The sequence below is a fragment of the Actinokineospora enzanensis DSM 44649 genome (assembly GCF_000374445.1).
In the GTDB taxonomy this organism is placed as follows: Bacteria; Actinomycetota; Actinomycetes; order Mycobacteriales; family Pseudonocardiaceae; genus Actinokineospora; species Actinokineospora enzanensis.
This window is the reverse complement of sequence record NZ_KB894405.1, coordinates 396,026-421,336: the sequence shown is the minus strand read 5'-3', so window position 1 is coordinate 421,336 and position 25,311 is coordinate 396,026. Positions and strand designations below refer to the sequence as shown.

General features: G+C 71.9%; 21 protein-coding genes. 2 read left to right on the top strand and 19 right to left on the bottom strand.

Going from position 1 to position 25,311, the window contains the following annotated elements; all coding sequences use genetic code 11:
- Window positions 1–87: 87 nt before the first annotated feature.
- Complete coding sequence (locus tag C503_RS38245) at window positions 88–2,901, top strand: polysaccharide lyase family 8 super-sandwich domain-containing protein (RefSeq protein WP_018681380.1); 2,814 nt, start codon at window positions 88–90, stop codon at window positions 2,899–2,901.
- Here the strand turns inward: C503_RS38245 and C503_RS0106470 are convergent.
- From C503_RS0106470 to C503_RS38235, 10 genes are all read right to left on the bottom strand, one after another.
- Window positions 2,891–3,796, bottom strand: coding sequence for an HtaA domain-containing protein (locus C503_RS0106470; RefSeq protein WP_026316020.1), 906 nt, complete (start codon window positions 3,794–3,796; stop codon window positions 2,891–2,893). The two genes, C503_RS38245 and C503_RS0106470, sit on opposite strands and share 11 nt — an antisense overlap.
- Window positions 3,793–4,881 carry a hypothetical protein gene (locus C503_RS0106465; protein ID WP_156893012.1) on the bottom strand — a complete coding sequence of 363 codons (1,089 nt, stop codon included), beginning with the start codon at window positions 4,879–4,881 and terminating at the stop codon, window positions 3,793–3,795. Before C503_RS0106465 ends, C503_RS0106470 begins: the two co-directional genes overlap by 4 nt.
- Window positions 4,872–5,657, bottom strand: a complete 786-nt coding sequence (locus C503_RS0106460; protein WP_018681378.1) for a heme ABC transporter ATP-binding protein — start codon at window positions 5,655–5,657, stop codon at window positions 4,872–4,874. The genes C503_RS0106465 and C503_RS0106460 overlap by 10 nt, the downstream gene beginning before the upstream one ends.
- Window positions 5,654–6,673, bottom strand: coding sequence for a FecCD family ABC transporter permease (locus tag C503_RS0106455; RefSeq protein WP_033400258.1), 1,020 nt, complete (start codon window positions 6,671–6,673; stop codon window positions 5,654–5,656). Before C503_RS0106455 ends, C503_RS0106460 begins: the two co-directional genes overlap by 4 nt.
- Window positions 6,670–7,746, bottom strand: a complete 1,077-nt coding sequence (locus C503_RS0106450; RefSeq protein ID WP_018681376.1) for a heme/hemin ABC transporter substrate-binding protein — start codon at window positions 7,744–7,746, stop codon at window positions 6,670–6,672. Before C503_RS0106450 ends, C503_RS0106455 begins: the two co-directional genes overlap by 4 nt.
- Window positions 7,743–8,729, bottom strand: a complete 987-nt coding sequence (locus C503_RS0106445; RefSeq protein ID WP_018681375.1) for an Fn3-like domain-containing protein — start codon at window positions 8,727–8,729, stop codon at window positions 7,743–7,745. The genes C503_RS0106450 and C503_RS0106445 overlap by 4 nt, the downstream gene beginning before the upstream one ends.
- Before the next feature lie 198 nt (window positions 8,730–8,927).
- Entirely contained in the window at window positions 8,928–10,256 is a 1,329-nt protein-coding gene (locus tag C503_RS0106440; protein WP_018681374.1) for a hypothetical protein, read from the bottom strand.
- 172 nt (window positions 10,257–10,428) lie between these two features.
- Window positions 10,429–11,073 carry a biliverdin-producing heme oxygenase gene (locus C503_RS0106435; protein WP_018681373.1) on the bottom strand — a complete coding sequence of 215 codons (645 nt, stop codon included), beginning with the start codon at window positions 11,071–11,073 and terminating at the stop codon, window positions 10,429–10,431.
- 270 nt (window positions 11,074–11,343) lie between these two features.
- A complete protein-coding gene (locus tag C503_RS43060; RefSeq protein ID WP_018681372.1) occupies window positions 11,344–11,901 on the bottom strand; it encodes a hypothetical protein in 558 nt (185 codons plus the stop codon).
- 251 nt (window positions 11,902–12,152) lie between these two features.
- Window positions 12,153–12,710, bottom strand: coding sequence for a hypothetical protein (locus C503_RS38235; RefSeq protein ID WP_018681371.1), 558 nt, complete (start codon window positions 12,708–12,710; stop codon window positions 12,153–12,155).
- Window positions 12,711–13,122: 412 nt separating this feature from the next.
- Here C503_RS38235 and C503_RS0106420 point away from each other — a divergent pair, with 412 nt between their 5' ends.
- Window positions 13,123–14,085: a CE1 family esterase gene (locus C503_RS0106420; RefSeq protein WP_018681370.1), complete on the top strand. Its 963-nt coding sequence runs from the start codon at window positions 13,123–13,125 to the stop codon at window positions 14,083–14,085.
- Window positions 14,086–14,181: 96 nt separating this feature from the next.
- Here the strand turns inward: C503_RS0106420 and C503_RS0106415 are convergent, their stop codons facing one another.
- The 9 genes from C503_RS0106415 to C503_RS0106375 form a co-directional block, all read right to left on the bottom strand.
- The gene (locus tag C503_RS0106415) at window positions 14,182–15,204 is read right to left on the bottom strand and encodes a prenyltransferase/squalene oxidase repeat-containing protein (protein WP_018681369.1); all 1,023 of its coding nucleotides are present in this window, start codon (window positions 15,202–15,204) and stop codon (window positions 14,182–14,184) included.
- Window positions 15,201–16,121, bottom strand: coding sequence for an ECF transporter S component family protein (locus C503_RS0106410; RefSeq protein ID WP_018681368.1), 921 nt, complete (start codon window positions 16,119–16,121; stop codon window positions 15,201–15,203). Before C503_RS0106410 ends, C503_RS0106415 begins: the two co-directional genes overlap by 4 nt.
- A complete protein-coding gene (locus C503_RS0106405; RefSeq protein WP_018681367.1) occupies window positions 16,118–17,719 on the bottom strand; it encodes an ABC transporter ATP-binding protein in 1,602 nt (533 codons plus the stop codon). Before C503_RS0106405 ends, C503_RS0106410 begins: the two co-directional genes overlap by 4 nt.
- On the bottom strand, window positions 17,716–18,777 hold the full coding sequence (locus C503_RS0106400; RefSeq protein WP_051114766.1) for an energy-coupling factor transporter transmembrane component T: 1,062 nt from the start codon (window positions 18,775–18,777) through the stop codon (window positions 17,716–17,718). The genes C503_RS0106405 and C503_RS0106400 overlap by 4 nt, the downstream gene beginning before the upstream one ends.
- 41 nt (window positions 18,778–18,818) lie before the next feature.
- Entirely contained in the window at window positions 18,819–19,799 is a 981-nt protein-coding gene (locus tag C503_RS0106395) for a hypothetical protein (RefSeq protein WP_018681365.1), read from the bottom strand.
- Entirely contained in the window at window positions 19,796–20,398 is a 603-nt protein-coding gene (locus C503_RS0106390) for a hypothetical protein (protein WP_018681364.1), read from the bottom strand. The genes C503_RS0106395 and C503_RS0106390 overlap by 4 nt, the downstream gene beginning before the upstream one ends.
- A complete protein-coding gene (locus C503_RS0106385) occupies window positions 20,395–23,088 on the bottom strand; it encodes a hypothetical protein (protein WP_018681363.1) in 2,694 nt (897 codons plus the stop codon). Before C503_RS0106385 ends, C503_RS0106390 begins: the two co-directional genes overlap by 4 nt.
- A gap of 477 nt (window positions 23,089–23,565) precedes the next feature.
- A complete protein-coding gene (locus C503_RS0106380; protein WP_018681362.1) occupies window positions 23,566–24,351 on the bottom strand; it encodes an ABC transporter permease in 786 nt (261 codons plus the stop codon).
- On the bottom strand, window positions 24,348–25,262 hold the full coding sequence (locus C503_RS0106375; protein WP_018681361.1) for an ABC transporter ATP-binding protein: 915 nt from the start codon (window positions 25,260–25,262) through the stop codon (window positions 24,348–24,350). The genes C503_RS0106380 and C503_RS0106375 overlap by 4 nt, the downstream gene beginning before the upstream one ends.
- Between the last annotated feature and the right edge of the window lie 49 nt (window positions 25,263–25,311).

Below are 25,311 nucleotides of genomic sequence, written 5' to 3'. Positions count from 1 at the left end.
GCGCGTGCAACCCGGGACCGGGGTCCGGGCGTGTAGCCGGCGTTCGAGTTCGACCGCGTTGGTGAAATCAGCGAAGAGGTGGAGCAGATGACGCTGTCCAGACGGGGTTTCCTGATCGCGGGGTCGACCGCGGCACTCGTGTTGGGCCTGGACGGGCCCGCGCGGGCCGCGGCACCGTACGACGCGATGCGGTCGCGGTGGCGGGACCTGCTCACCGGCCTCGGGTTCGACCCGAACGTGGCCCCCTTCGACTCCGCGCTGGCGGCCACCGGCACCTCGGCCACCAACTACCTGACCGCCATGACGCTCGGCTCGACCACCGAACTCTGGCCGGGCTACCCGGTCGACGTCTCGGCGAACGTCACCACCTCGTTCAGCAGGCTGCGCACGATGGCGCTGGCCTGGGCCCAGCCCGGGACCGGGCACACCGGCTCGGCCACGACGGCCACCGCCGTGTCCGACGGCGTGCGCTGGATGCTCGACCACGCCTACAACACCACCGTCGACCCGGACAGCACCAACTGGTGGGACTGGCAGATCGGCTCCCCGCAACGACTTCTGGACATCTGCTGTCTGCTCACCCTCTCTCCCACCGACCTGGCGGACGTGATCACGGCGGTCGACCACTCGGTGCCGTTGTCGCGGTTGACCGACTACGAGGGCAACAGCACCGGCGCGAACCGGGTCGACCTGTGCCAGGTGGTGGCGCTGCGCGGGGTGCTGGGCGCCGACCCGACGAGCATCGCGGCCGCGCGTACCGGCCTGTCCCCCGTGTTCCCGCGGGTGTTGATCGGCGACGGGATCTACGCGGACGGCTCGTTCGTCCAGCACACCTGCGTGCCCTACACCGGCGGCTACGGCGGCGTGCTGCTCGGCGGCCTGACCGAGGTGATGTTCCTGCTCGCCGGGACCACGTGGGCGGTGACCGACCCGAACCGGCAGGTGCTGTTCGACTCGGTGGAGTCCGCGTTCGCCCCGTTCCTGCACAACGGGTTGATGATGGACGGCGTGTCCGGGCGCGGGATCGCGCGCGCGGACCAGAACGACCACCAGCGCGGGCACAACGCCATCGCGTCGATCCTGCTGCTGACCACCACCGGCCTGGCCGCGCCTGCCGACGCGACCCGGTGGCGCGGGCTGGTGAAGGGCTGGATCACCCGGGACACCCTCTCGCCGAACCTGGGCGGCACGCCGGTGCCGGACCTGGCGCGGGCGGCGACCCTGCTGGCCGACGGGGCCGTGCCCGCGGCCGCGCAGCCGTCGTCGAGCCGGGTGTTCGCCGCGATGGACCGGGCGGTACACCGACGTCCACTATGGACGTTCGCGGTCTCGATGCACTCGGCTCGTACCACCTTCTACGAGACCGGCAACGGCGAGAACCTGCGCGGCTGGCACACCGGCAGCGGCATGACCTACTGGTGGGGCGACACCTACGGCCTCGACCAGTACACCGACAGGTTCTGGCCCACCGTCGACCCGTACCGGCTGCCCGGCGTCACCGCCTCGCGCAAGCCGCTCGCGGACGGGGAGGGCGGCAACTGGAACCAGACCCCGCCGACCAACGCCTGGGCGGGCGGGGCGGCCGATGGCGTGTCGTCGGTGGTCGGCCAGCACGTCACCGGGCTGAGCTCGACGCTCACCGGCCGCAAGTCGTGGTTCTGCCTGGACGACGCCGTGGTGTGCCTGGGCGCGGGCATCACCGCGACCGACGGCGCGTCGGTGGACTCCATCGTGGACAACCGCAACCTCGGCGCCTCGGGCACGAACGCGCTGGTCGTGAACGGCACCGCGCAACCCGCCACGGTCCCCTGGTCGGGCACGCTCACCGGAGCGCAGTGGGCGACGATCGCCGGGTTCGGCGGCTATGTGTTCCTGGGCGGCCCGACCATCAAGGCGACCCGCGCCGACCGCACCGGCAAGTGGAGCGACATCGACAGCGGCGGCTCCGCCACCTCGATCACCCGCCGCTACCTGACACTCTGGTACGACCACGGCAGCACGCCCGTGAGCGCCTCCTACGCCTACCTGGTCCTGCCCGGCGCGTCGGACATCACCACAGCGGCCCGCAGTGCGTCGCCGGGCGTGACGGTGCTGTCGAACACCGCGTCCATCCAGGGAATCTCGACGACGACGGTGCGCGGGACGAACTTCTTCGCCGCGGGCACCTGCGGGTCGATCAGTGCCGACGGCCCGTGCTCGGTGCTGGCCCGGCAGGACGGTTCCGTGCTCTCCGTCGCCGTCGCCAGCCCCGACCGCTCGGTACCGACGGTCACGGTCACCTTGCCGGACAACGGGTTCACCACCGCCACGGCCGACCCCGGGGTGACGGTCTTGCAGACCACGCCGACCACCAAGCTGCTGGTCGAGATCGGCGGCGTGCAGGGCGCGAGCAAGGTGATCCGGCTCGGCACCGGGGCACCCATCTCGCCCGGCACGGCCTCGACCGTCGCGCCCGCCGCGGACTCGTATGTGCGTGACGGCAGCTACGCGGGCCAGAACTTCGGCACCGCGACGACCTTCGGCATCAAGACGGCGGCCACCGGCTTCACCCGGCGCGCGTTCCTCCGGTTCACCCTTTCCCTGCCCGCCGCGCCGAGGCGAGCGATCCTGTGGCTGCACGGCAAGGCCATCGACCAGCTCTACTCGACGGTGAAGCTGTACCGGGTGACCGCGGCGTGGACCGAGACCGGGGTGACCTGGAACAACCAGCCCACGCTCGGCACGAACATCGCCACGTTCCAGGTCGGCAAGAACCCGGACTGGGTCGGGCTCGACATCACCGCCGAGCTGAGCACCAATCCGAGCACGGTGTCCTACGGCCTGACCGCCGACGAGTACGTGACCTTCGACAGCCGCGAGGCCGCCGCCGGTGTCCGCCCGGTGCTGGAGATCATCGCCTGAGCCGGGCGGGCCGGTAGGCGGCAAGGACCAGGGCCATACCGGCCAGCAGGAGGACCACTCCCGCCCAGAAGCCATGCTCGGCGTCCACCCCGGTGGCGGCCAGGGCGGGAGTGGTCGCCGGGCGGTATCTCGCCTCCGGGACGAGGTTCTCGGTCGGCGCGGGCGTCTGCGGGGCCGGGGTCGCCGTGCTCGGCGGGGGCGGGGTGGCCGCGCAGTCGGCGGCGAGGTGGAGCGTCACCGGGTCCAGGTCCGCGCCCGCCTGGTAGAAGCCCGCGAACGCCTCCGAGCTGGTCAGCGTGGCGGGGACGTTCGACCAGGCGAGCAGACCGTCGGTCGGCGTGGCGGTGGGCGGGGTGAGGTTCGCCAGGGCCACGTCGGGCAGGTCGGTCGGCTGGGCCGGGGCGCCGGGGTCGGCCTTGAGCTCGATGTCGGCGTGCAGGGTGGCAGCGCCGCCCGCGGTGGTCACCGAGGGGTCGGACAGCAGCAGGGTGAAGAAGTGGCCGGGGTAGCTGAAGGCGACCGTGCCGCGGTAGTGGACGGTGAAGTGGGTCGGGTCGGTGTAGTCGGCCGAGCCGAAGGTGAAGCGGTAGGCGCCGGTCGGGACGCCCGTGGGGTTGGCGACGCCGTCGCGGACGATCTCGTCGAGGGTGGTGATGGTGGCGCCGTCGGTGGCCTTGATGGAGTTGCCGGTGGCACCCGCGAGACCGATGCCGACGTACTGGCGGAAGCTCTTCTTGACCCCCCACAGCAGGTCGCCCTGCTTGGCCGTGGCGGGCGTGAGGGCACAGCCGGGAGCTGTCGTGGTCGTGCTGGGTGCTGTGGTCGTGGTGACCGGCGTGGTGGTGGGGCCCTGGGCGGCCAGGAAGACCAGGCCCGCGATGACGGGGATGCTCACGCGTCGACCTTCTTTCGCTTGCGCAGCACGACGACCACGACGACCACCAGCAGGACCACGCCCACGGCGACGACGGCAGGCCACCAGCTGGACGTCTCGCTGACGGGCTCGGCGGCCGGGGCCGCGGTGGGCGCGGCGGCAGCGGAGACCGTCAGGGCGACCGACCCGACCGCGCCCGACTTCGCGCCGGTGAACTCCAGGGTGTGGGCGCCCGCGGGCACGTCGGCCGGGAGGTCGGCGGTGTAGGCGATCGCGCCCGCGGCGTCGGAGTGGGCAGGGGCCAGGAACAGCGGGTCGGAGTGCAGCACCACGTTCACCTGCTCGTCGGCGGCGAACCCGGACCCGGTGACCGTGACCGTCCCCCCGGCCGCGGCCGCACCCGAGGCGGCCGACACGGTCGCCGCCCGCGCGGGCAGGGCGGTGGCGGCTCCCGGCACGGCATCGGTGTTCGGCACCGCGTTGGTATCGGGCGCGGGCTGGGTTGCCGGGGCCCGAGTCTGTGGTGTCTGAGTCTGTGGTGTCTGCGCCTGACCGCCGGCGGGGGCGGCGAAGCGGATCGGGGTGAAGGTCTCGTTGGTGGGGTTGACGACGCCGTGCGCGCCGATGGTGATGATCCCGCAGGTGACCTTGGCGCAGTCGACCTCGGAGGTGTTCCCGGTGCGGTCCACGGCCTTGAACCGGGCGCCGGGGATGACCATCCGCGCGGCCCACGCGCCGTCCGCGGACACCACGCCGCCGTTGGCGCTGGTCGCGGTGTCGCTGCCGGGAAAGGAGACGAAGCGCTGGTAGCCGTTGTTGTCCTTGGCCTCGCTGTCCTGGACGTAGCGGTAGGTGGTGCCCGCCGCGCCGCCCTTGCTGGGTTGCCATGCGCCGTCGGACACCCAGCCGAACAGGACGTAGATGCCGCCGTGCGCCTTGGGGACGGACTGGAAACCGGTGCCGCGCACGTCGATCTGCGTCGCGTAGTCGGGGTCCGCGGTGGACACCGACACGCTCACCCGCGCGGCGGCGGACGCCGTGCCCGGCAGCAGCGTGGCCGCGACCAACGCCGCCGCCACCGCACCGAAAGCCTTTGCTACGAACATTCTTCCTCCTCTCGGGACCGCACGGGCAACACGACGGGCACGCCCGTGCGCGGGTGCGGGAAGACCTCGACGGGATGCCGGTAGACGGCGCTGAGCAGCTCGGCCGTGCACACCTCGGCGGGCGGGCCGACGGCAACCAGCCTGCCCTTGTCCAACACCGCCACCCGGTCGGCGTGCGCGGCGGCCAGGCCCAGGTCGTGCAGCACGACCAACACGCCGCCGCCCGCCCGCGCGTGCCGGTGGGCCAGCTTGAGCACAAGCTCCTGATGCCGCACGTCCAAGGCGGCCGTGGGTTCGTCCAGCATCAGCACCGGCGTGCGCTGGGCGAGCACCCGCGCCAACGCCACACGCGCCTGCTCCCCGCCGGACAACGTCGGGTAGGCGCGGTCCGCCAGGTGATCCACCCCGGTGTCCGCCATGACCGCGGTGATCACGGCTTCGTCGTCGTCCTCCTCGGGCATCCCCCGCCACGGCGCGCGGCCCATCTCGACCACGGCTCGCGTGTGGAAGGGGAAGGAGACGGGATTGTGCTGCGTCAGCACCGCTCGCCGCCGCGCCGCCTCGACCGCCCGCCACTCCCCGACGGGCGTCTCGTCCAGCAGCACGCGCCCGTTCGCCAGCGGCACATCCCCGGCCAGCGCGGACAACAGGGTCGACTTGCCCGCGCCGTTCGGCCCGACCAGGACGAGAACCTCCCCGGTCCGCAACTGCACCGACACGTCGTCGACCAGCAGCGCGTTGCCCAGTCGCACGCTCACGTTCTCGGCGGTGATCACGCCCAACCACCTTCCCGGGTGCGTGTACGCCGCAGCAGCCAGAAGAAGAACGGGCCGCCCACCAGCGCGGTGACCATGCCGATCGGCAGGTCCGCGTAGGACACGACGGTGCGGGCCAGAAGATCGGCCGCCGCGAGCAGCACCGCGCCGCCGAGGAGGCTGGCGGGGACCAAGACCCGGTGGCCAGGACCGACGACCATGCGGATCAGGTGGGGCACGACCAGGCCGACGAAGGAGATGATCCCGGCGTAGGAGACGGCCGCCGAGACGCCGATCGCCACCACGCAGACCACGACGAGCCGGAGCCGCTCGACGTCGACACCGAGGTGCCGGGCCTGGCGGTCGCCGAGGGCCAGCAGGTCGAGGCGGCGGGCCACGGCCAGCGACACCAGGGCGGCGACCAGGACCAGCGGGGCGATCACCCAGACGTAGGACCAGCGGGCGCCCGCGACGGAACCGAGCTGCCAGAAGATGATCTGTTCGCGGGCGGCCTGGTCGCCGACGAACATCAGCAGGGCCACCGCGGCCATCGCGACGGCGTTGACCGCCACCCCGGTGAGGATCATCGAGACCGTGCCGGTGCGGCCGCCCGAGCGGGACAGCGCGTAGACGGCGGACGTGGTGATGAGGCCCGCGACGAAAGCCGCGCCGGGGGTGGTGAACGCGCCCAGGAACGTCCAGCCGAACACGATGGACAGACAGGCGCCGACGGCCGCACCGGAGGAGACGCCGACCACGCCCGGCTCGGCGAGCGGGTTGCCGAAACTGCCCTGCATCAACGCGCCGCACACCCCGAGCACGGCGCCCACCAGCAGGGACATCACGACTCGCGGGAACCGCACTGCCCAGAGCGCGCCCTCGGCGTACGGGTCGGACAATGGCTGTCCGGTCAGTGCGCGCAGGACATCCGACACCGGCACCCCGTACTGGCCTGCTCCGGCGGACACCACCGACACCACGACCAACGCCACGAGCAGCACCGCGAACAAGGTCACGACCTTGGTACGAGCCCTCATGACGCGTACAGGGCGCGGGCCAGGCCGTCGAGGACGGCGGCGGTCCGCGGCCCGAACCCGAGGACCACCGAGTCGGCCATGTCGATGAACCGGTGGCGCTGCCCGGCCGGGGTCTGCGCCACGCCCGGCACCTTCAGCGCGCCGTCGACTCCCCCGACGGACGCCAGGCCGTCGGTCATCATCAGGATCACGTCCGGTCTGGACTTGGCCAGCGCCTCCGGGTTGATCGGCCGCATGCCCTCCAGTCCGGCCTCGCCTGCGACATCGACCGCTCCCAGCGCCTGGATGAGAGAGTCCGCGCCGGATCCCTTGCCGAACAGGTAGTACACCCCTGCCTGCCCGCGCATGTACAGGAACACCACTCGCGGCTTGCGTGCCGGATCCGCGGGCGCCAACCGTTGGATCTGCGCGACGGTGTCGGCGACCTCTCTCTCCGTGCGCTGTGCCAGCAACTCGCCCGCGGCAGGCACCCCCAGGGCCGCTGCGACCGCGCGCACGATCGGACCGTTGGTGTCCATGCCGCGTTTGGGGTCCACGATCACCACCGGCACCCCGGCGTCCCGCAGTTGCAGCACGACATCCCAGGGGCCGAGCGTGGTGTCGGTGAGCACGACCGTGGGCCGCAGCCGCAGGATCGCCTCGGCGTTGAGCTGGTGGCCGTTGACCGTGACCAGCGGCAGGTGCTGCGCGGCCGGGAAGCCGGTCGAGATGTCCCGCCCGACCACCTGATCCCCGAGGCCGAGCCCGAACACGGTGGCCGCGAGGGTGCCGGAGACGTCGAGCGCGAGGATGCGGCCGGTGTCCTTGACCGTGACCTGGGTACCCTGGAAGTCGGTGACGGTGACCGGCAGCTTGACCGGCAGCTGCAGTGTCGGCCGCTGGACCGGGACGATGTCGTTGTGCGCGACCAGGGCCGTGGTCGGGCCCTCGTGCGTGCGCGGGTCGGCCATCGGTGTCAACGCGGACAGTGGCGGGCGTTCCCCGGACTGGGCGGCGCCGTGGGCGGAGTGTCCTGGCGGTGTCGAGCAGCCCGCGAGCAGGAGCAGGGCGACGAGCAGTGCCGCGCGCTTCACGCCTCACGCTCCCGCAACGCCGCCGCCACGGCCGCCTCGATCCGGTCCTTCTCCCCCGCCGACTTCGCCTTACCCCGTGCACGCAACGCGAGCGCGAGGCAGACGAGAAGCAGCAGACACACCACCACGGACCACGGGATCGCCACAGCAGCAGCGGAGCTGGTCACGACAGGCAGTGCCGCCCCGCCCGGAACGGCAGCCGTCACCGTGACCGCCGCCGACAACCGGCCCGCCGGTACGGAACCGACCGCGGCCTTCCTCGTGACGCTCTCGCCCGGCAGCAGCTCCGGCAACGGCTCGACCGCCGCGTCGGTCGCGAACCAGCCGAACGGCCCCTCGATCCGCACCCCGTGCGTGGCGGTCAGCCGGGTGTTGCCGGTGTTGACGATCGTGTAGCCCACGCTCGTCGTGCCCTTGCCGACGGGGTTCGGCGTCCCGTCGTAGTTCACGGTGAGGCCGCGCACCTCGACCGACGGCGTCAGCACACCGGCCACCCGCAGATGCATCCGCGAACCCAGCCGCCGGTCGACGGTGATCCCGGACCCGGACTCCACGCGCAGCGACGTGACCACTCCCCCGCTGTGGTCGCCGGGCGTGGCGTCGGCCGGAACGGTGACGGTGAACGGCACGGCGACGGTCTGTCCGGCCGGGACGGTGACGGTCGGCGTGTCGAAACGCACCCACGCGCCCGCGTCGGCCGGGGCCTCGCCCGCGGGCTTGAGGTCCAGCCGGCCGGACGAGGTCGTGAAGGCGTCGGCGGCGTACACGGCGAAGGTGAGCGCGCGCTGCTCGTGGTTGCTGACCAGGAGCGCGTCGCCCAGGGCGGCGCCGGGCGCGACGGAGTAGGCGAAGTTCGGCCGGTCGGTGCCGAGCGCGGAGTCGACGGGACGCACGCCCCAGGTGACGTTCTGCGCGGCGGCGAGGCCGGGCAGGCCGACGGCGAGCAGGACCGCGGTGGTGAGCGCGGCGAGGAAGCGAGTCATGGTGGGAATCCAGTGCGGGGAGAGGGCGGTTGTGGGCGCCATCAGGCAGCGATGGCGCCCACAACCAGGGGGACCAGACCGTGTCCACCAGCCCGCGGTGGCTTGTCCGGTGACGTTCCCGGCGCCGCGGTGACGGTGCGGGTGCCAGGGTCGGGGACGATGCCGGGCGGGGATGTGGGGGCGGGTGGCGGGAGAGGACTAACTCAGCGCAGTGAGGGTCAACGTGGCGTCGTAGGTCCCCGCACCCACGCTCGCCGGGACCTTCAGCTGCAGGTCGGCGCCGAGCAGCACCGAGCCCTTCGCGTGGTCGAGTGCCGCGCTGCCCAGCGTCGCGGGCTGCTTGAGGCCCGTGCCGCCGTCGAAACCGGACGCCACGGCGGCACCGGCCACCGCGCCACCCGAGTTCTCGGTGGCCTTCGGCGCCCAGCCCAGGTACTTGCCGTCGAACGAGGTGCCGTTCGCCGAGAAGTCGCTGACCTGCGCGGACACCGACCACGTCGGGGCACCGGCGCGGGTGTCGGTCACCCGGACCGGGTTGATCGAGCCGGTGGCCAGGTAGTGGTCACCCGCGGCCTTCGCGGTGCCGAGGTCGACCAGGCCGTTGCCGCCGTCGATGGTCCAGACGAACTCGCCCGGCTGTTCCTTCTCCGGCACGGTCACCCGCACGTCCTGCTCGTTCGCGGACGGCTGCGGCTGCTCCGGCGTCGTGGCGACGGTGTAGCCGATGTCGAAGGGCAGCGGCGGCTTGTAGTCCTGGTTGCCGCCGCAGCCGGTCGAATAGAAGTGCGGACGGATCGAGGTGGGCACGGTCTTGACGAAGTCCGGCGACCAGGAGCCCCACCAGCCGGTTCCGCCGGCACAGCCGCGCGTCTGCGCGGTGCCGTCCGGCACGTCGACCTGCACGCCCTGGTAGTCCGGGGTGACCCGGAAACCGGTGGCGGACAGGCCGCTGAGCGAGCCCGCGTCGTAGGTGACCAGGGTCAGGCGGCCGAAGTCCTGCGCCGAGGTCGGGTTGCCGGAGATGTCCGTGCCCGCGCCCAGGCTGTACTCCACCGACAGCGAGCCGGAGCCGTCCGCGGCCACGGTCACGACCGGGTTCTTGTAGATCTCGTTGGGCGCGTTGAACTGCGGCGGGTAGGCGTTGACGGTGTAGCTGCCGGTGAAGGTCAGCTTGCCCGCGCCGGTGGCCGGGTCGACCGTGCCGGTGCCCGCGGTGAACCTGACCGCGTTGGGCGTCTTCTGCGGCGTCGACGGCGGCATCGAGGTGGCCGGGACCGGGTCGACCGCGTAGGCGGTCTGCGCCCCGCCGGACACCGATCCGGTGAGGATGGACGCGGTGCCGGTCAGGTCCTTGTAGGTCCACGGCCCGAAGATGCCGACCTGCGCGTACCCGTTGAGGCCCCAGACGAACGTCGCGTCGGTGACGTTCGCGGTGGCCGCCGCGGCGGGCGTGGTGCCCAGGACGGTGGCGGCGAGAACGGCCGCCGCACCGACGGCGACCGCTCTGGCCGCGTGTGGTCTTGCCATGTGTTTCCTCCTGCGTGCGACCGCGCGGACCCATGCCGGTCAATTAGGTAAGGCTAACCTAATTACTCGGTCGCGGTATTGGCAAGGGCGACGCCCGCCACACTGTCCACAGTGGTATTCCGGGCATGCCGAAGCCGGGGTCCCGACCGCGGAACCCCTTGTCCGGCAACGGTCAGCAGTACACGGCGGCCAGGTCGACGAAGACGGCCCGGTTCAGCCGGAACGCCAGGTTGGCCTCCTCGACCAGGGCCTCCCGCTCGCCCTCGCGCCACGGCGCGTCGTCGAGCAGCGACCGGTAGTGGTCGCGGAACGGTTTGGGCTTGGCGACCCGGTCGAACACGTAGAACCGCACGCCGTCCTCATCGAACCCGTACACCTCCCGCATCCGCCGCCGGATGACCTGCCCACCGGACAGGTCCCCCAGGTAGCGCGTGTAGTGGTGGGCGACGAACGCGCCCCGGTCGGTGAAGCAGACCTCGGCCAGGCGGTCCACATAGGACTTCGTGGCCGCGAGCGGGGTGACGTGGTCACGCCAGTCCCGGCCGAGCAGGTGGGTGAGGTCACGTTCGAGGGCGTCCTTGCGCAGCAGCCCGTCGATGACGAACCCGCCGACCACCGGATCGTCCCGCCACGCCTCGCCCGCGGCTTCGAGCACGGTGTAGAAGAGGTGGCTTTGCCCCAGGAGCCCGGCGTAGGCTTCCCGCCCGAGCCGACCTTCCAGCAACGCCTCGATGAACGTCGACCGCTCCGCCCGCTCGTGCTCGTCCCGGGTCCCGGTCCGCAGCCGAGCCGCGAACCCCTCGTCCACCGCAGTCATAGCCCACCAATCCGTAAGGGTTGCCTTACCTAACCTAAATCAGGCAAACGGTGCTGGCTAGGGCCATTTTCTGAAGATCTCGACACGGAGTGTCACCGCATGTCGAGATCATCAGGCCTGGTGACAGAACCCGTGATCGACGCAACGACGGCTGCGGCAAGTACGGAGAGTAGCTTCCGTGCGGTTCTGCCGGAACTGCATCATGGTCAGGAAAGAACGCACCCTCGGACGTCGGTGCCCGAGGGTGCGTTCTGGCGAGATCAGCCGTGTCTAGACGAGCAGATAGGAGTTCGCGAAACCGCTAGGACTACACACGGCCAGACGGCTTTCCACCCGCGAGTAGGTGAAGCCGTACGGGACCGAGCAGGCCCACAGGCCCGCGCGGGGAGTCTCCACGTAGTAGGAGTTCGCGAAACCGCTGGGGCTGCAGACGGCCAAGCGGCTCTCCACACGCGAGTACGTGTAACCGTCCGGGACGTCGCACATCGACACACCACCGCGCGGCGCCTCCAGCAGGTAGGAGTTGGCGAAACCGCTGGGACTGCACACGGCCAGGCGATTCTCCACCCGCGAGTAGCTGAAGCCATACGGAACGGAACAGGCCCACAGGCCGGACACCGGGGTCTCGATGTAGTACGAGTTGGCGAACCCACTGGGACTGCACACGCCCAGCCTGCTCTCCACCCGCGTGTAGACCTTGCCCGCGGGCACGCTGCACGCCCACGTACCCAGCACCCCCTCGGTCGTGGCGTCCGCCGATCCCGAACCCACCATCGCCAACGCCAGCGCGCACGCGGCGCTCGCCACCAGACTCACGATCCTGCGCATTGCTCTCCCCGCTTGAAGGATGATCACGCTCCGGACGAGCAGAGTGTGTCGGGGAGATGTGGCCGTCGAGTCCGTTCTGTGCGGGCATTACCGGAAACGAGCAACCGTCACGACGGTCGGTGAACCCGGTGCGGAACACGCCACTCATCCAGTCCATTCCAGATGTCGTGGTCCGCCGCCGGGCGGCCGAACCCCGAGGCCATCCGGCCCAGGACACCCCGGGACGGTGCCATCCCGGGGTGCGTCGGGCATCAGACGAGCAGGTACGAGTTCGCGAAACCACTCGTGCTGCACACGTTCAACTGACTCTGCACCCGCGAGTAGGTGAACCCCGCCGGAACACTGCACGCCCACAGACCGGAGCGGGGCGTCTCGACGAGGTAGGAGTTCGCGAAACCGCTCGTGCTACAGACGTTCAACTGGCTCTGCACGCGCGAGTACGTGTAGCCATAAGGCACGTTGCACATCCACACGCCACCGCGCGGGGACTCCAGCAGGTACGAGTTCGCGAAACCACTCGTGCTGCACACGTTCAACTGACTCTGCACGCGCGAGTAGCTGAAGCCGGACGGGACGGTACAGGCCCACAGCCCGCTCACGGGTGTCTCGATGTAGTAGGAGTTCGCGAAGCCGGTGGGGCTGCACACCCCCAGCTGGCTCTGCACGCGCGTGTACGTCCTGCCTGCGGGCACACTGCACGCCCACGTGCCCAGGACCGCCTCCGTGCCCGCGTTCGCGGAACCCGAACCCACCACCGCCAGGGCCAGCGCGCACGCGGCACTGGCGACCAAACCCAGGATCTTGCGCATTGTTCTCCTGCCTCGAACCGTTCTCGACTGGTGCTCGCGTCCCCGACAGGCAGCAGTGTGGCCAAGCCGGGCGGCGTGGATCCAGTTGCGCGAGAGGGGAATGCCGGAAACGAGCAGTCGTCACGACAGCCGGTGAGCCCGCCGCTGCCGGGCACCACTCACTTGGTCCATTGCACGCGCGGCGGCCACCCGACCGGGCAAGACCGTCGCACATGACCACATCGGACCTCGCGCCACCACGGACCATCGGGGCTTCCGCCGGTTCGGGCAACCCGGCCGTGGGCCGGGCGGACGAGCCGAGCGGCCGTCCGGAGCAAGATCGAAATGTGCTGCAACCAGGGGCAGGCCCGGGGGCGTGGTGTCCGCGGAACGATCCTCCCGGGACCCAGGTCCCCCATCACCGAAGGTGGCCATGAGACATCGCAGGCTCGCCCCAGCCCTCGCGCTCACTCTCGCACTCGGCGCACTGACCATCCCGCAGCAGGCATCCGCCGCACCGGCGCACAACTCCGCCGTCGACTCGACCGGCTGCTCGGCCACGACGTCCCCGCTGACGCTCGGGCAGACCACCGCGCAGACCATCAGCTCCGGGGGCCTGACCAGGAGCTACCTGGTCCACATGCCCTCCACCTACGTGCCGGGCCAGCTGAAGCCGCTGGTGATGGTGTTCCACGGGCACAAGGGCACCGCAGCCGACATCGAGTCCTACACCGGTTTCGACAGCGCGGACGCCGTTCTGGCCTACCCGACCGGCGTGCTCGGCACGGACAACGGGACCGCCTGGCAGGGCGCGCCCTACAACGCGACCGGCGTCGACGACGTCCAGTTCGTCGCCGACCTGCTCGACAAGCTGCAGTCCCAGCTGTGCATCGACAAGTCCCGGATCTTCGCGGCGGGCAAGTCCAACGGCGGCGGCTTCGTCGGCCTGCTCGCCTGCCAGCTGCCCAACCGCATCGCCGCCTTCGGCATCGTCGCGGGCGCCTTCTACGACGCCACGCAGTCCGGCTGCGGGGCCAACCCGCCCGGGGTCCCGATCATCGACTTCCACGGCACGAACGACACCATCGTCGACTACGACGGTGACCTGGACAGCCACGGCGAGACCCTGCCCGCGATCCAGACCTGGCTGGCAGGCTGGGCGGTCCGCGACAACTGCACGACGGGCCCGACGCAGACCGTCCTGGACACCGAGGTCATCCGGTACGCCTGGTCGTCCTGCCAGAGCTCCGTGGACGTCGTGCACTACAAGATCCTGGGCCACGGCCACACCTGGCCGGGCGCGGCCGACAGCGGACCGGGCACGCACACCATCCAGATCAACGCCACCACGGCGATCTGGAGCTACTTCACCGCCCACCCGCGATCCTGGTTCTGACCGACTCCTGACCGCCGGACGCTCCCGGCGGGAACTTGGTGACGGACAGGAGAATCCCGGCCGGTGGGTGCGCTAGCGCACCCACCGGTTCCGGGGTCAGGGGCAGGACAGGACCGGGTCGCCGGTCGCGGAGCCCGAGGATGTCAGACCGCCCAGGGGCGCGCCGCGCAGGCCGAGGATCGCCTGGGTGGTGGCGCGGGTGACCGTGGACGGGTTGTATCCCGTGGCGTCGTAGGCGATCGCGCCGCGCTGGGCGGCGGGCGCGGTGCAGGTCTGGCGCAACGACAGGACGAACTGGTGCGCCTTGAGCGCGGGCACGACGCGCAGCCCCGCGCGGAACGCCTGGCCCGCGAGGCCGGTGGTGTTGGCGTTGGGCGTGCCGGAGCCGTCGCCCGCCGCGATGCCGCCGTCGTTCTGCTGCTTGGACTTCAGCCAGGCCAGCCCCTGCCGCGCGGCGGCGGTGCGGCCGGTGGCGAGCAGCGCCTGGGTGACCATGGCGGTGGCGTCGGTGTCGCCTGCGCAGGTGGGCGCGTCGAGCACGATCGGGAAACCGCCGTCGGGGCACTGGGTCGCGGCGGTGTAGTCCACCGCGGACACCGGGGCACCCGAGGGGGTGCGGTCCAACGCGATGAGCGCGAGCGACTGGGTGAAGGCGTTGCTGTAGTCGCCGTAGGCCGAGCGGTCGGAGTAGCGGCCGGACGGGGTGAGCAGCGAGTTCAGCCGGGCGACCAGGTCGACCCCGCCGTACGCGGCCGGGTCGCCGCCGCGGACCTCGACGGCGAGCGCGGTCTTGGCGGTGGCGCCCGCGTACGCTTCGGTGGTGCCGTCGCCGATGTAGCCGGTGAGGTTGGCGGGCTGCGCCAACCAGGTCAGCGCCGCGGAACCATAGTCGTCGGCAGTGCGCGTGGCGGCGAAGGCGAACACGGCGTCGAGGGTCAGACCCGGGTCCGGGTAGCTGGTGCCGCCGAAGTCGGTCTCCAGGTGGTCGCCGTGCACGAACTGGCGGGCCAGCCAGCCGGACGCGGCGTCCGCCGGGGCGTGGGTCGCGGCGGCCGCGGGCACGGCGGTGGCGACCACGGTGGCGGCGGTGACACACGCGAGTACTGCCTTGAATCTCATAGGAACCTTTCTCCGGGGGTGTTTCCGTTGTGGCCGAACGTCACCGGCGCCCCATAGGAGGCGCGGCGCGCGGCCCGGCGGAGCGTGGCCAGGACGGCGGGGCCGACCACGAGGATCGCGATCGTGTTGGTGACGGCCCGACCGGTGTCCCAGCCCGCGGTGGACGTCAGCAGGGTGAACACGGCGAAGCGGTGCAGGTTGTCCAGCACCGGGTCGCCGGGCACGTAGGAGATGTGGCCGTGGTGGTAGGGCACCTCGGCGCCGGTGATGAACGGCCAGAACCACAGGTTCATCAGGAAACCGAACAGATAGGACACCAGGATGCCGTAGCCGACCAGCATGGCGATCTCCGCCTTGCCGGTGACCCGGCGCGGCAGCAACCCGGCGCCCATGCCGATCCAGGCCGAACTCAGCATCTGGAACGGCAGCCACGGCCCCACCCCGGCGGTCAGCAACGCGGAGGCGAACAGCGAGGTGCACCCGAGCACGAAACCGAACCCGGCCCCGAAGACCCGACCGGCGAGCACGAGCATGAAGAACACCACCTCGATGCCCGCCGTGCCCGCCCCCAGCGGCCGCAGCGCCGCGTTGACCGCCGACAGCACGCCCAGCATCGCCAGCGCCTTCGCGTCCATGCCGCCCTCGGACAGCTCGGCGAGCACGATGACGATGAGGACCGGCAGGATCCCCAGGAACACGAACGGCGCGTCCGGTCCGTGCTGCGTGCTCTGCGGCTGCACCCGGACCAGCAACGGCCACACGAACATCATCAGCCCACCGAGCGACGCCAGGGTGAGCACGACCGCCGACCGCGGTCCCAACCGGACCACCTGACCGGCCCGCCCCCAGGTCCGGACCCGACGCGACCCGCCCACAGCGGAACCGGCCCGCTCACGGTCCACCGGCTCGGCGCTCATCGGGGCTCCGCCGGACGGGCGGCGGCGACCTCGGCGACGGTGAGCCAGTCCGGGCCGAGGATCTTGGCCACCTGCGGCGCGAAGGCGGGCGAGTCGCCGAGGACCCGGGCGGTGGGCCCGGCGGAGACGATCTCGCCCTCGGCCATGACCAGCACCCGGTCCGCGATGGCCGCCACGAACTCGACGTCATGGGTGGCCACGACGACCGCGCGCCCCTCGGCGGCGATGGCGGCGATCATTCGCCCCAGCGCGGACTTCGCCGGGTAGTCGAGGCCGCGCGTGGGCTCGTCCAACAGCAGCACGCGCGGCTCGGCGGTCAACTGCACGGCCAGCACCAGGGCCAACCGTTGCCCCTCCGAGAGATCACGCGGATGTCGCGCCGCGTCGACCTCCGGTGCCAGCCGGTCCAGCAGCGAACGGCAGGTACCCGCGGCGGCCCCGGACTCCCGATCGGCGGCCGCGCACTCGGCCGCGACCGTGTCCAGGTACAGCAGGTCGCTCGCGGTCTGCGGGACCAGCCCGACGACCTTCCGAGCCTCCACAGTGGACATACTCGTCGGGTCGACCCCGTCGACATCGACCCGGCCGCTCTGCCGCGGCCCCGATCCCTGCACCGCCCACAGCAGCGACGACTTGCCGGACCCGTTGCGCCCCATCATCGCCAGCACCTCACCGGCGCGCACGTCCAGGTCGACCCCGCGCACGGCCACGATCGGCCCATAGCGGACGACGACATCCCGCACCGACAGCAGCTCCGCCCCGTCGACCCGGGACGGCCGCGCCGGAACCGACAGCGAAGACCGCAACGGCCCCGCCCGACGACGCGCGTCCCGCACCGACAGCGGCAGCGGGTCCCAACCGGCAAGCCGCCCCAGCTCCACGATCGGCGGGGCGACCGGCGTGTCCCGCAGCACCTCCGCCGGGTCCCCGTCGACCACTCCCCCGTCCCCGGTCAGGTAGACCATCCGGTCGACGAACGGGACCACCCGTTCCATCCGGTGTTCGGCCAGCAGCACCGTCGTCCCCAGGTCGTGCACGAGCCGCGCCAGGGTCGCCAGCACGTCCTCGGCCGCCGTCGGGTCCAGCGCCGAGGTCGGCTCGTCCAGCACCAGCACCTTGGGGTGCGTGGTCAGCACCGAACCGACCGCCACCCGCTGCTGCTGCCCGCCGGACAGGGTCCGCAGCGCCCGGCCGCGCAGGTCCGCGATCCCGAGCAGGTCCAGCGTCTCCTCCACCCGCCGCCGCATCACCGGCGGCTCGACGCCGAGCTGCTCCATGCCGTAGGCGAGCTCCTCCTCCACCGTGTCGGTGACGAACCCGGCCAGCGGGTCCTGCCCGACCACGCCCACCAGGTGCGCGAACTCGCGCGGCGGCCGGGACCGGGTGCTCACCCCGTCGACCGACACCTCGCCGTCCAGGTGGCCGCCGGTGAAGTGCGGTACCAGCCCGTTGAGCGTGCCAAGCAGCGTCGACTTGCCCACCCCGGTGCGGCCGGCGAGCAGCACCAGCTCGCCCTCCCCGATGGACAGGGACACCTCGGACAGCACCGGCTCCGGCTGCCCGTGGTACCAGAAGCTGACCCGGTCGAGTTCGATCACGCGGGCACCCTCCCGAGCGCGGGTTCCGGCGGCGGGGCGAGGACCGCGGGCAGCGCGCCGAGCAGCACGCCCGCCAGCGGGGTCCACGACAGCGCGGGCCAGGACAGGACCATCAGGGACGGGGTGAGGTCGGTGGGGTCGACGGCCGAGGTGGCGACCAGGGCCGCGGCGACCGTGAGCCCGCTCAGCGCGACGAGCACCTCCGGCAGGTGCCAGCGGCCCGGCCGGTACCGGGTGCGCCGGACCCGCGCGCCCGCGGCCCGGAAGCCGACGAGGCCCACCACCACACCGAGGACCAGCATGGGCGCGGCGAGCACGCGCGGCGTCGACCCGTCCAGGGTGGCGTAGACGCCGACGCACACGCCGAGCAGACCGGCGATCATCAACGCCCCGGTGGCCAGGCGCCTGCGCGGGTCGACCGTCCCGGCCCGGCCGTAGCCGCGCGAGTCCATGGACGCGGCCAGCCGCAGCGACCGGTCCAGCGCGTCGGCCAGCACCGGGATCACGATCGCCCGCAGCGCGTGGAACCGACGGCCGTCGCCGCCGCGCAGCCTGCGGGCGCGCCGGACCCGCACCACGCTCTCGGCCAGCTGCGGGAACACCGACAGCGCGACCACCACGGCGGTGCCGACCTCGTAGAGCGCGGGCGGCATGGACTTCAGCAGCCGCTTCGGGTTGGCCAGCGCGTTGGCCGCGCCGAGGCACACCACCATGGTCGCCAGCCGCAGCCCGTCGTAGAACCCGCCGAGCAGCGACTCCGCCGACACGTCGCCGAGCAGGCGGATGCCCGCCGCCCACTCCGGCAGCGGGATCTCCGGCAGCCGCAGGACGATCGTGGCACCCTCGCCGCCGCCGAACACCAGCCGGAAGAACACCCGGAACCCGACGACGACCGCGCCGAGGTACAGGTACATCCGGAACGCCAGCGCCCACGGCGCTTCGCCACGCCGGGCCACCACCACGAACCCGGCCACCGCCAGGATCAGCCCCAGCAACCACGGGTTCGTGGTGCGGCTCGCGGCCGTGGCGAGGCCGAGCGCCCACACCCACCAGGCCATCGGGTGCAGGTCGCGCGGCAGGTAGTAGGTGGCGCCCGGCACTACCGCTCCCCGGCGCGTCTGCGCCGCACACCGAGGTAGGCCGTCGCGGCGGCCAGCATCAGCACGGCCCCGGCGGCGAACCAGGGCGCGGCACCGTCGGCACCGGACTGGTCCTCAAGCACCCGGTTGACGTCCGGCCTGTCCTCGCCGCCGGTGAAGGCGATGTTCGCCGCCGGGTCCGGCGCGGCCGACGCGGTCCGCGGCCGAGGCGGCGGCAACGCACCACCGGGCGCGTCCCCGGCCTGCACCGGCGCATCGGGGACGGCCGTGCCGGGAACGTTCGTACCGGGCTGTCCCGGCGCGGCGTTCCCGCCGTCCGATCGGACCCCGGGTTGGGCGGTGGCGCCCGGCACGGGTGCGGCGGCCGCCGGTTCGGGCTGCCGCTCGGCCGGGTTGTCGGAGTTCGGCGGCGGTTCCGCCGCCTCCGCACAGGGCTGGCCCGCGGTGCCCGGACGGACGGGGGCGACGCGTGGCTGCGGGTTGGACGTCGTGGTGGCGTTGAGCGAGAAGGACCAACCCTCGAAACCGCCCTGGACGAACTGCCGGTTCTTGACGCCCCACTGGCTGTAGGTCCACGCGCAGCCATTGCTCGCATGCCAGTACGACCAGTACCCGGTGGCGGGCGGGGTGTTGACGCACCCCTCGCGGTAGTCCTCGTGCCCGGCGATCGGCAGCGTCTCCACCGCGGACGGCCGGTTCTCGATCCGGCAGACGAACCCCTCGCCCCACCGCGCCGCGCCCGCGATCTGGAAACCGGCCCCCTTGAGCGCGTCCAGCCCGGTTCCGGGGTCGGCGTTCGGGTAGCAGCGGACGATGGTGATGCCGCCCAGCCTCTGGAAGTCGACGACGACGGTCACGCCGGTGGGGCCGGGGCAGAACCCGGGCAGGCCCTTGCCCTGGTCGATCGCCCACGCCGGGGCGGCGCTCGCGACCGTCACCAGCGCGGTGACCGCCGCGAGCGCCGCGAACCTGGTCGTCATCGCACGAAGCCGCCGGTCGACGCCGGGCGGGTCGGGGTCACGCCGGGGGCCGGGTTCGTGGTCGCGGTCTTGTTCAGCGAGAACGACCAACCCTCGAAACCGCCGGGGATCACGTTGCGGTTGAGGGCGCCGTAGCTGCTGTAGGTCCAGGTCGTGCCGGAACCGTCGGCGTACCAGTAACCCCAGTAGGCGTTGGCGGGTGGGGTCCGCGCGCAGGACTCCTTGTAGGTGGGGTTCGTGGTGCGCGGCAGGGTCTCGGTGGCCGACGGCCTGCCCTCCAGCCTGCACACGAACCCGAGCCCCCACTGCGTGCTGCCGGTGATCGCGATGCCCGCGTCCTGCAGGGCCTTGATGCCGGTGCGCGGTGTGCCGGGACCGGGGTCGGGCGAGCACCGGGTGATGGTCGGCGCGGCGGTGCCGCCGTTGCCGTCCAGCTCGTTGAAGTCGATGACGACCGTGACCCCGGTCAGGGCGTCGGCGCCTGCGCAGACCCCGGCGTAGCCCTTGGTCGGGTCGATCGCGGACGCCGCCGTGGGCAGCGCCGCGACCAGCCCGGCCGCCAAGGCCGCGGCCGCGATCAGGGACGGGAACCTTCTCATCGGGAGACCACCTTCGGTGTCGAGTTCCGGGTCACCAGCCGGGTGCCGAACACGGCCGCCACGGCCAGCAGGAAACCGAGGCCGACCAGCCCGACCCCGAGCCACGGGGACACCCGGTCGGACGAACGGGCGACCGCAGCGACGGAGTCGGCACCGGTCAACGGGAGCCGCACGGCGGGCACCACCGGGGCGTGCTCCGCCCCGGCCCAGGACCGCCCCGCGACCGCGGGCGCCGCCGTGACAAGGTCCGTCAGGACGTTCCCGTCCGATGCTTCCTGGTCGAGGCGGGCCACCTCGCCCATCGCGTTGTCGGGGGCGATGTCCGTCGAGCGGGAGCGCGGCTCGTCGGCGAGGGCTCGGGTCGTGGCGGCGATGTCGAGACCGACGAACTGCCGTCCACCGGCGATGGCCGCGGTCATGGGCACGTCGATGTCGCCATCGGGGCCACGGACGGTGCCGTCCGTCGCCGTCCGGGCGTTGAGCGCCGCCGCGGCGGCCACCAGGGCGGTGGTCCGCTTGGTCGACCATTCGGCCGGGGCTCGGTTCGCCGGGATCTCGACGGACGCGGATTGATTGCCCGGCAACGGTTCTGTCGGGGATGGGCCCGTCGGGGATGGGTCTGTCGGCTGGGTGGACGCGCGGGCCGCGTCCAGGGCGATGACGGCGGACGCGGTGGCGGCGAGGTCGCCGGTCGCGCAGTCGGCGGTGGTCATGTTCTGCGGGAACGTGCCGTCCCGGCACTGGCGGTCGGCCAAGGAGTCCACCGCGGCCAGCGCGGCGTGGTCGGAGGCGGCGATGGTGGCCGTGGTCGCCCACACGTGCCGCTGCACGGCGGTGGAGGCGTCGGCGAACTGGCCGGTGTCGGTGAAGATCCCGGCGTCCGAGCGCAGGCCCGCGAGGGCGGCGTCCAGGTCGGTGCTCACCTGGTCGTACTCGCCGGTGTCCCGCTGGAAGCCCGCGACCAGCCGGAGTCTGGCCAGCGGTTCGGCGTAGGCGGCGGGGCCGGGCTCGTACGGGACGCCGTGCGCATAAGCGTCGATGGACGCGGGGGTGAGCAGGAACCGGGTCGCGCGGTCGACCGCGTCCGGTTGGCCGCCGAGCGCGTGCAGGGCCAGGACGACGTCCGCGGTGGCGTCGTAGTCGACGAATGTCCTGCCGTCCTGGGTGACCTCGACGTGGTCGCCGTCGACGAGCCTGCCCGCGAGGTACGCGGCCGCGTGACCGACCGGGGTCTCCGGCTCCGGGGCCTGCGCCGGGGTGGGCGGTGCCAGCGGGACACCGGGTGCGGAGTTCGGTGGCGGCGCCGGGGTCCCGGCCCGGCGGCTGACCGGGGCGGGCACCCGCCGGGTGATCGTCCGGGTGGTGCCGTCCTTGGTGATCACGATGGTCTGCGGCGCGGGCGGCAGGCCGGTCGCCGGGCCGGTGGTCGTCGTGGTCGTAGTTGTGGTCGTAGTGGGTTCGGGCGAGGTCGGGGTGTCGGTCGGCGGGACCTTGCCCTGGGTGAGGTCGTGGAAACCGACCTGCGCGAGACCGAGCGCGGCCTGGGCTCCCGCACGCACCCACGTGTCCTTACTGGACATACCGGTCTGCCTGGAGTCCCGGTACTGCTGCGGGTCGTAGGCGATGGCCCCGATGTCCTCGGCCAACCTGGTACCGGCATCCGCCTGGTTCACCTGCGCCGCCTTCAGATATGCGAGCCCTGTCCGCACCTGCGCGTCGGATCCCCCGGCGTCGGCCAAGGCCTGCACGACCAGACCCGTGCTGTTGGTGTTGGGCGCCTCGGTGGTGACACCACCACCCCAGCCACCGGACGCGTCCTGTGCCCCGCGCAGGAACCGCACCGCGCCGTCGATCGGCCCGTCGACTCCCCGGGCACCCGCCGCACGGGCCGCCAGCAGCGCGGACAGTCCCATGGCCGTGGCGTCGTTGTCCGGCTCGGACAGGTCGTACGGCTTGCCTTCCTCACAGCTGGAGAGCTTGTACCCACCGGGCAGCACGTCGTCGCCGGTCTCGGTGGTCGGGACGAAGGAGTACAGGATCCGGAAGTACCCCTCGACGCACTGCTGGCCCACCAGCCGGTCGACGGCGAGCTGGTCGACCTCGCGCACCCCCGCCAGGCCGATGACGGCGAGGGACTGGCCGAAGGTGTTGGTGTTGTTGTCGACGGCGTCGGCCAGCTCCGGGTTCTTCGTGTGGACACTGACCCGCCCCTTGTCCGGCCCGGACCGCGGGATCGAGCCCTTGGTCTCGGCGAGCAGGTCCCACCCGCCGAAGTGCCGGGGGTCCCGCCCCGCCACCTCGGCCGCCACCAACGTCTTGGCCGCGTAGCCACCGTCGATCACCGCGTCGTACTTCGGGTTCTGGTACAGCGCGCCGAACGCGAAGTACTCGCCGGCGTGGCGCTGGTCGTCGAGGTAGCGCAGGATCGGTTGGGCCAGCTCGCCCGCGCCTGCCGCGTAGGAGGCGTAGACCAGGTCGATCATCAGGCCGTGATCGGGCAGGGCTCCGCCGAGCGGGTTGCGCACCGTGCCGTCCGCGTCGACCTGCCTGGCCAGCCACCGTGCGACGGCCACGGCCCCGTCCCGTTCGGGGGCAGCGACCACCGGCGTACTCGCGCAGAGGAGCCCGATAACGGCCAGTGCCGACACAGCGATCGACGGCTGGGCGACCTTGCGCAACGCCAGACTCACGGCCACATCCTCAATCCCGCGAGGACAGGGAGGAGGGAAGACCGGTGCGCGACACCGCCTCGTCACCCCTGTTCTCGCGACAGCGGTACGACAGACACCCCACCCGCACGGTGATCCGACTCGCCACTCACATGGCCTACGGTTGCGCGACAGTGCCGGACTTCGACCGGCTTCCCCGTCCCGGGTGGTGACTATTCAGTTGGCATGACGCAGGGAATGTAACACCTCGACCGATGGGGGCGGCTCCGCCGAACGGCGTACCACGCGTGAACGTCATGCCCCGGCTTCGCGGGCGTTGCCTTCGGGAGTCACCGCTAGTGGTGCGACCCAGAACGTCGACCGCGTCTCGACCCGCCCACGACGTGCCTGACGGCACCGCCGAAACGACCAAGTACATCCAGTACGAGGCCGTCCCGGCGGCACCGTCAGCCACGCCGTGGACCCGCCGATACACGGCCGACGTTCTGAGTCGCACCACTAGCCGGAGTCGCGGCCGATCAGGCGGGTCCGGGCCAGGACAAGCGCGAGGGCGACCCAACCGAGCAGCACTGTGCCGCCGATCACCGGGCCTGGGCCGTCCGGGGCGTGTGCCGCGCTCAGTTGTTCGGCTGCCGAAGCCGGGAAATAGGTGAGGATGTCCGTGCGTACCCAGGCAGGCAGGAACGCGCCCACGATTGCCGGGGCGAAGATGAGGGCGATCGTCAGCACGACCGATCCCACCGAGCTACGGGTGATCACCGCACCGGAGAAGGCGATCAAGGCGAACGCGGCCATTTCCGCGCCCCATCCGAACATGCCGCGCAGCACTCCTGGATCCCCGAGAGCCAAGGCATGAATGTCGGGATTCGTGCCCAGAAGCGCCTGCCCGATGGAGAAAGCCGCCACCGCGAACACCGCGCCCAGGACGAACGCGAACAGCCCCACTACCAGAGCCTTCGAGAGCAGGACTCGTCCCCGGCGCGGGGTGATCGCGAGCGTGAGTCGCATCATGTCGGTCGTGTACTCGGTCGATACGGCGAGTACACCGAGGATGGCGACCAGGACCAGGCCCAGGTTGAGGCCGACGAGGCTGGTGCCCGCCGCGTCGAAGTCGAGGCGTTGTTCTGCTGGCAGGTTGGCGTAGTCCTGTGCTGTCACCAGGCAGAACAGGACGGAGAGGCCGACACTCACCACCATGGCCGCGATGGCGACTGTCCATGTGGTACGGACCGACCGGAGCTTCGTCCACTCCGCCGCAACGGTGTCCGACAGCCTGACCGTCATCGCTCTCCCCTATGCGCCCGGTACTGCACACTGCCACGCGTCAGTTCCAGGAACGCGGCTTCCAGGCCCGCGTGGACCGGTGTCAGTTCGTGCAGGCCGATTCGGTACTCCAGTGCGAGGTCACCGATTCGCGCTGCGTCGAGTCCGATCACTTCCAGCGCGCCCTCCGGTCGACGCGTGACCGCGCCGCCCGCGTGTTTCAACACGGTCGATAGCTCTGCCAGTCGAGGTGCGACCACTCGGACATGGCCGCGTGCGCCGCGTTGGGTGAACTCGTCGATCGGGAGGTCCGCGATCAGTTCGCCGCGTCCGATGACCAGGACGTGCTCGGCGGTCTCGGCCATCTCGTTCATCAGGTGGCTGGAGACGAGTACTGCCCGGCCCTCGGCGGCGAGATCGCGCAGGAGGGTGCGGAGCCAGTGGACACCCTCGGGGTCCAGGCCGTTCACCGGTTCGTCGAGCAGGAGCACCGGCGGGTCGCCCAGCAGGGCCGTGGCGATGCCGAGGCGTTGGTGCATGCCCAGGGAGAAGGTGGCGATCCGGGCATTCGCGACCGAGGTCAGGCCGACGATGTCGAGCACCTCGTCGACACGGGTCCGGGGGACGCCGCCCGCGCGGGCGATCCAGCGCAGGTGGGTGCGGGCGGTGCGGGCGCCGTGCACGGCCTTGGCGTCCAAGAGGGCGCCGACCTCGTGGATGGGCGCGGGCAGGTCGCGGTACGGCTTGCCGTGGATGGTGACCGAGCCGCTGGTCGGGGCGTCCAGGCCGAGGATCATGCGCATCGTGGTGGACTTGCCCGCGCCGTTCGGACCAAGGAAGCCGGTCACGACGCCGGGCCGGAGGTCGAAGGTCAGGCCCGCCACGGCCGTGGTGCGGCCGTAGCGCTTGGTCAGGTCTCGTACCGAGATCAAGTTCCGCTCCTCTCGCGCTCGGGGTTCGGCACCAGGCAACCCGGGACGA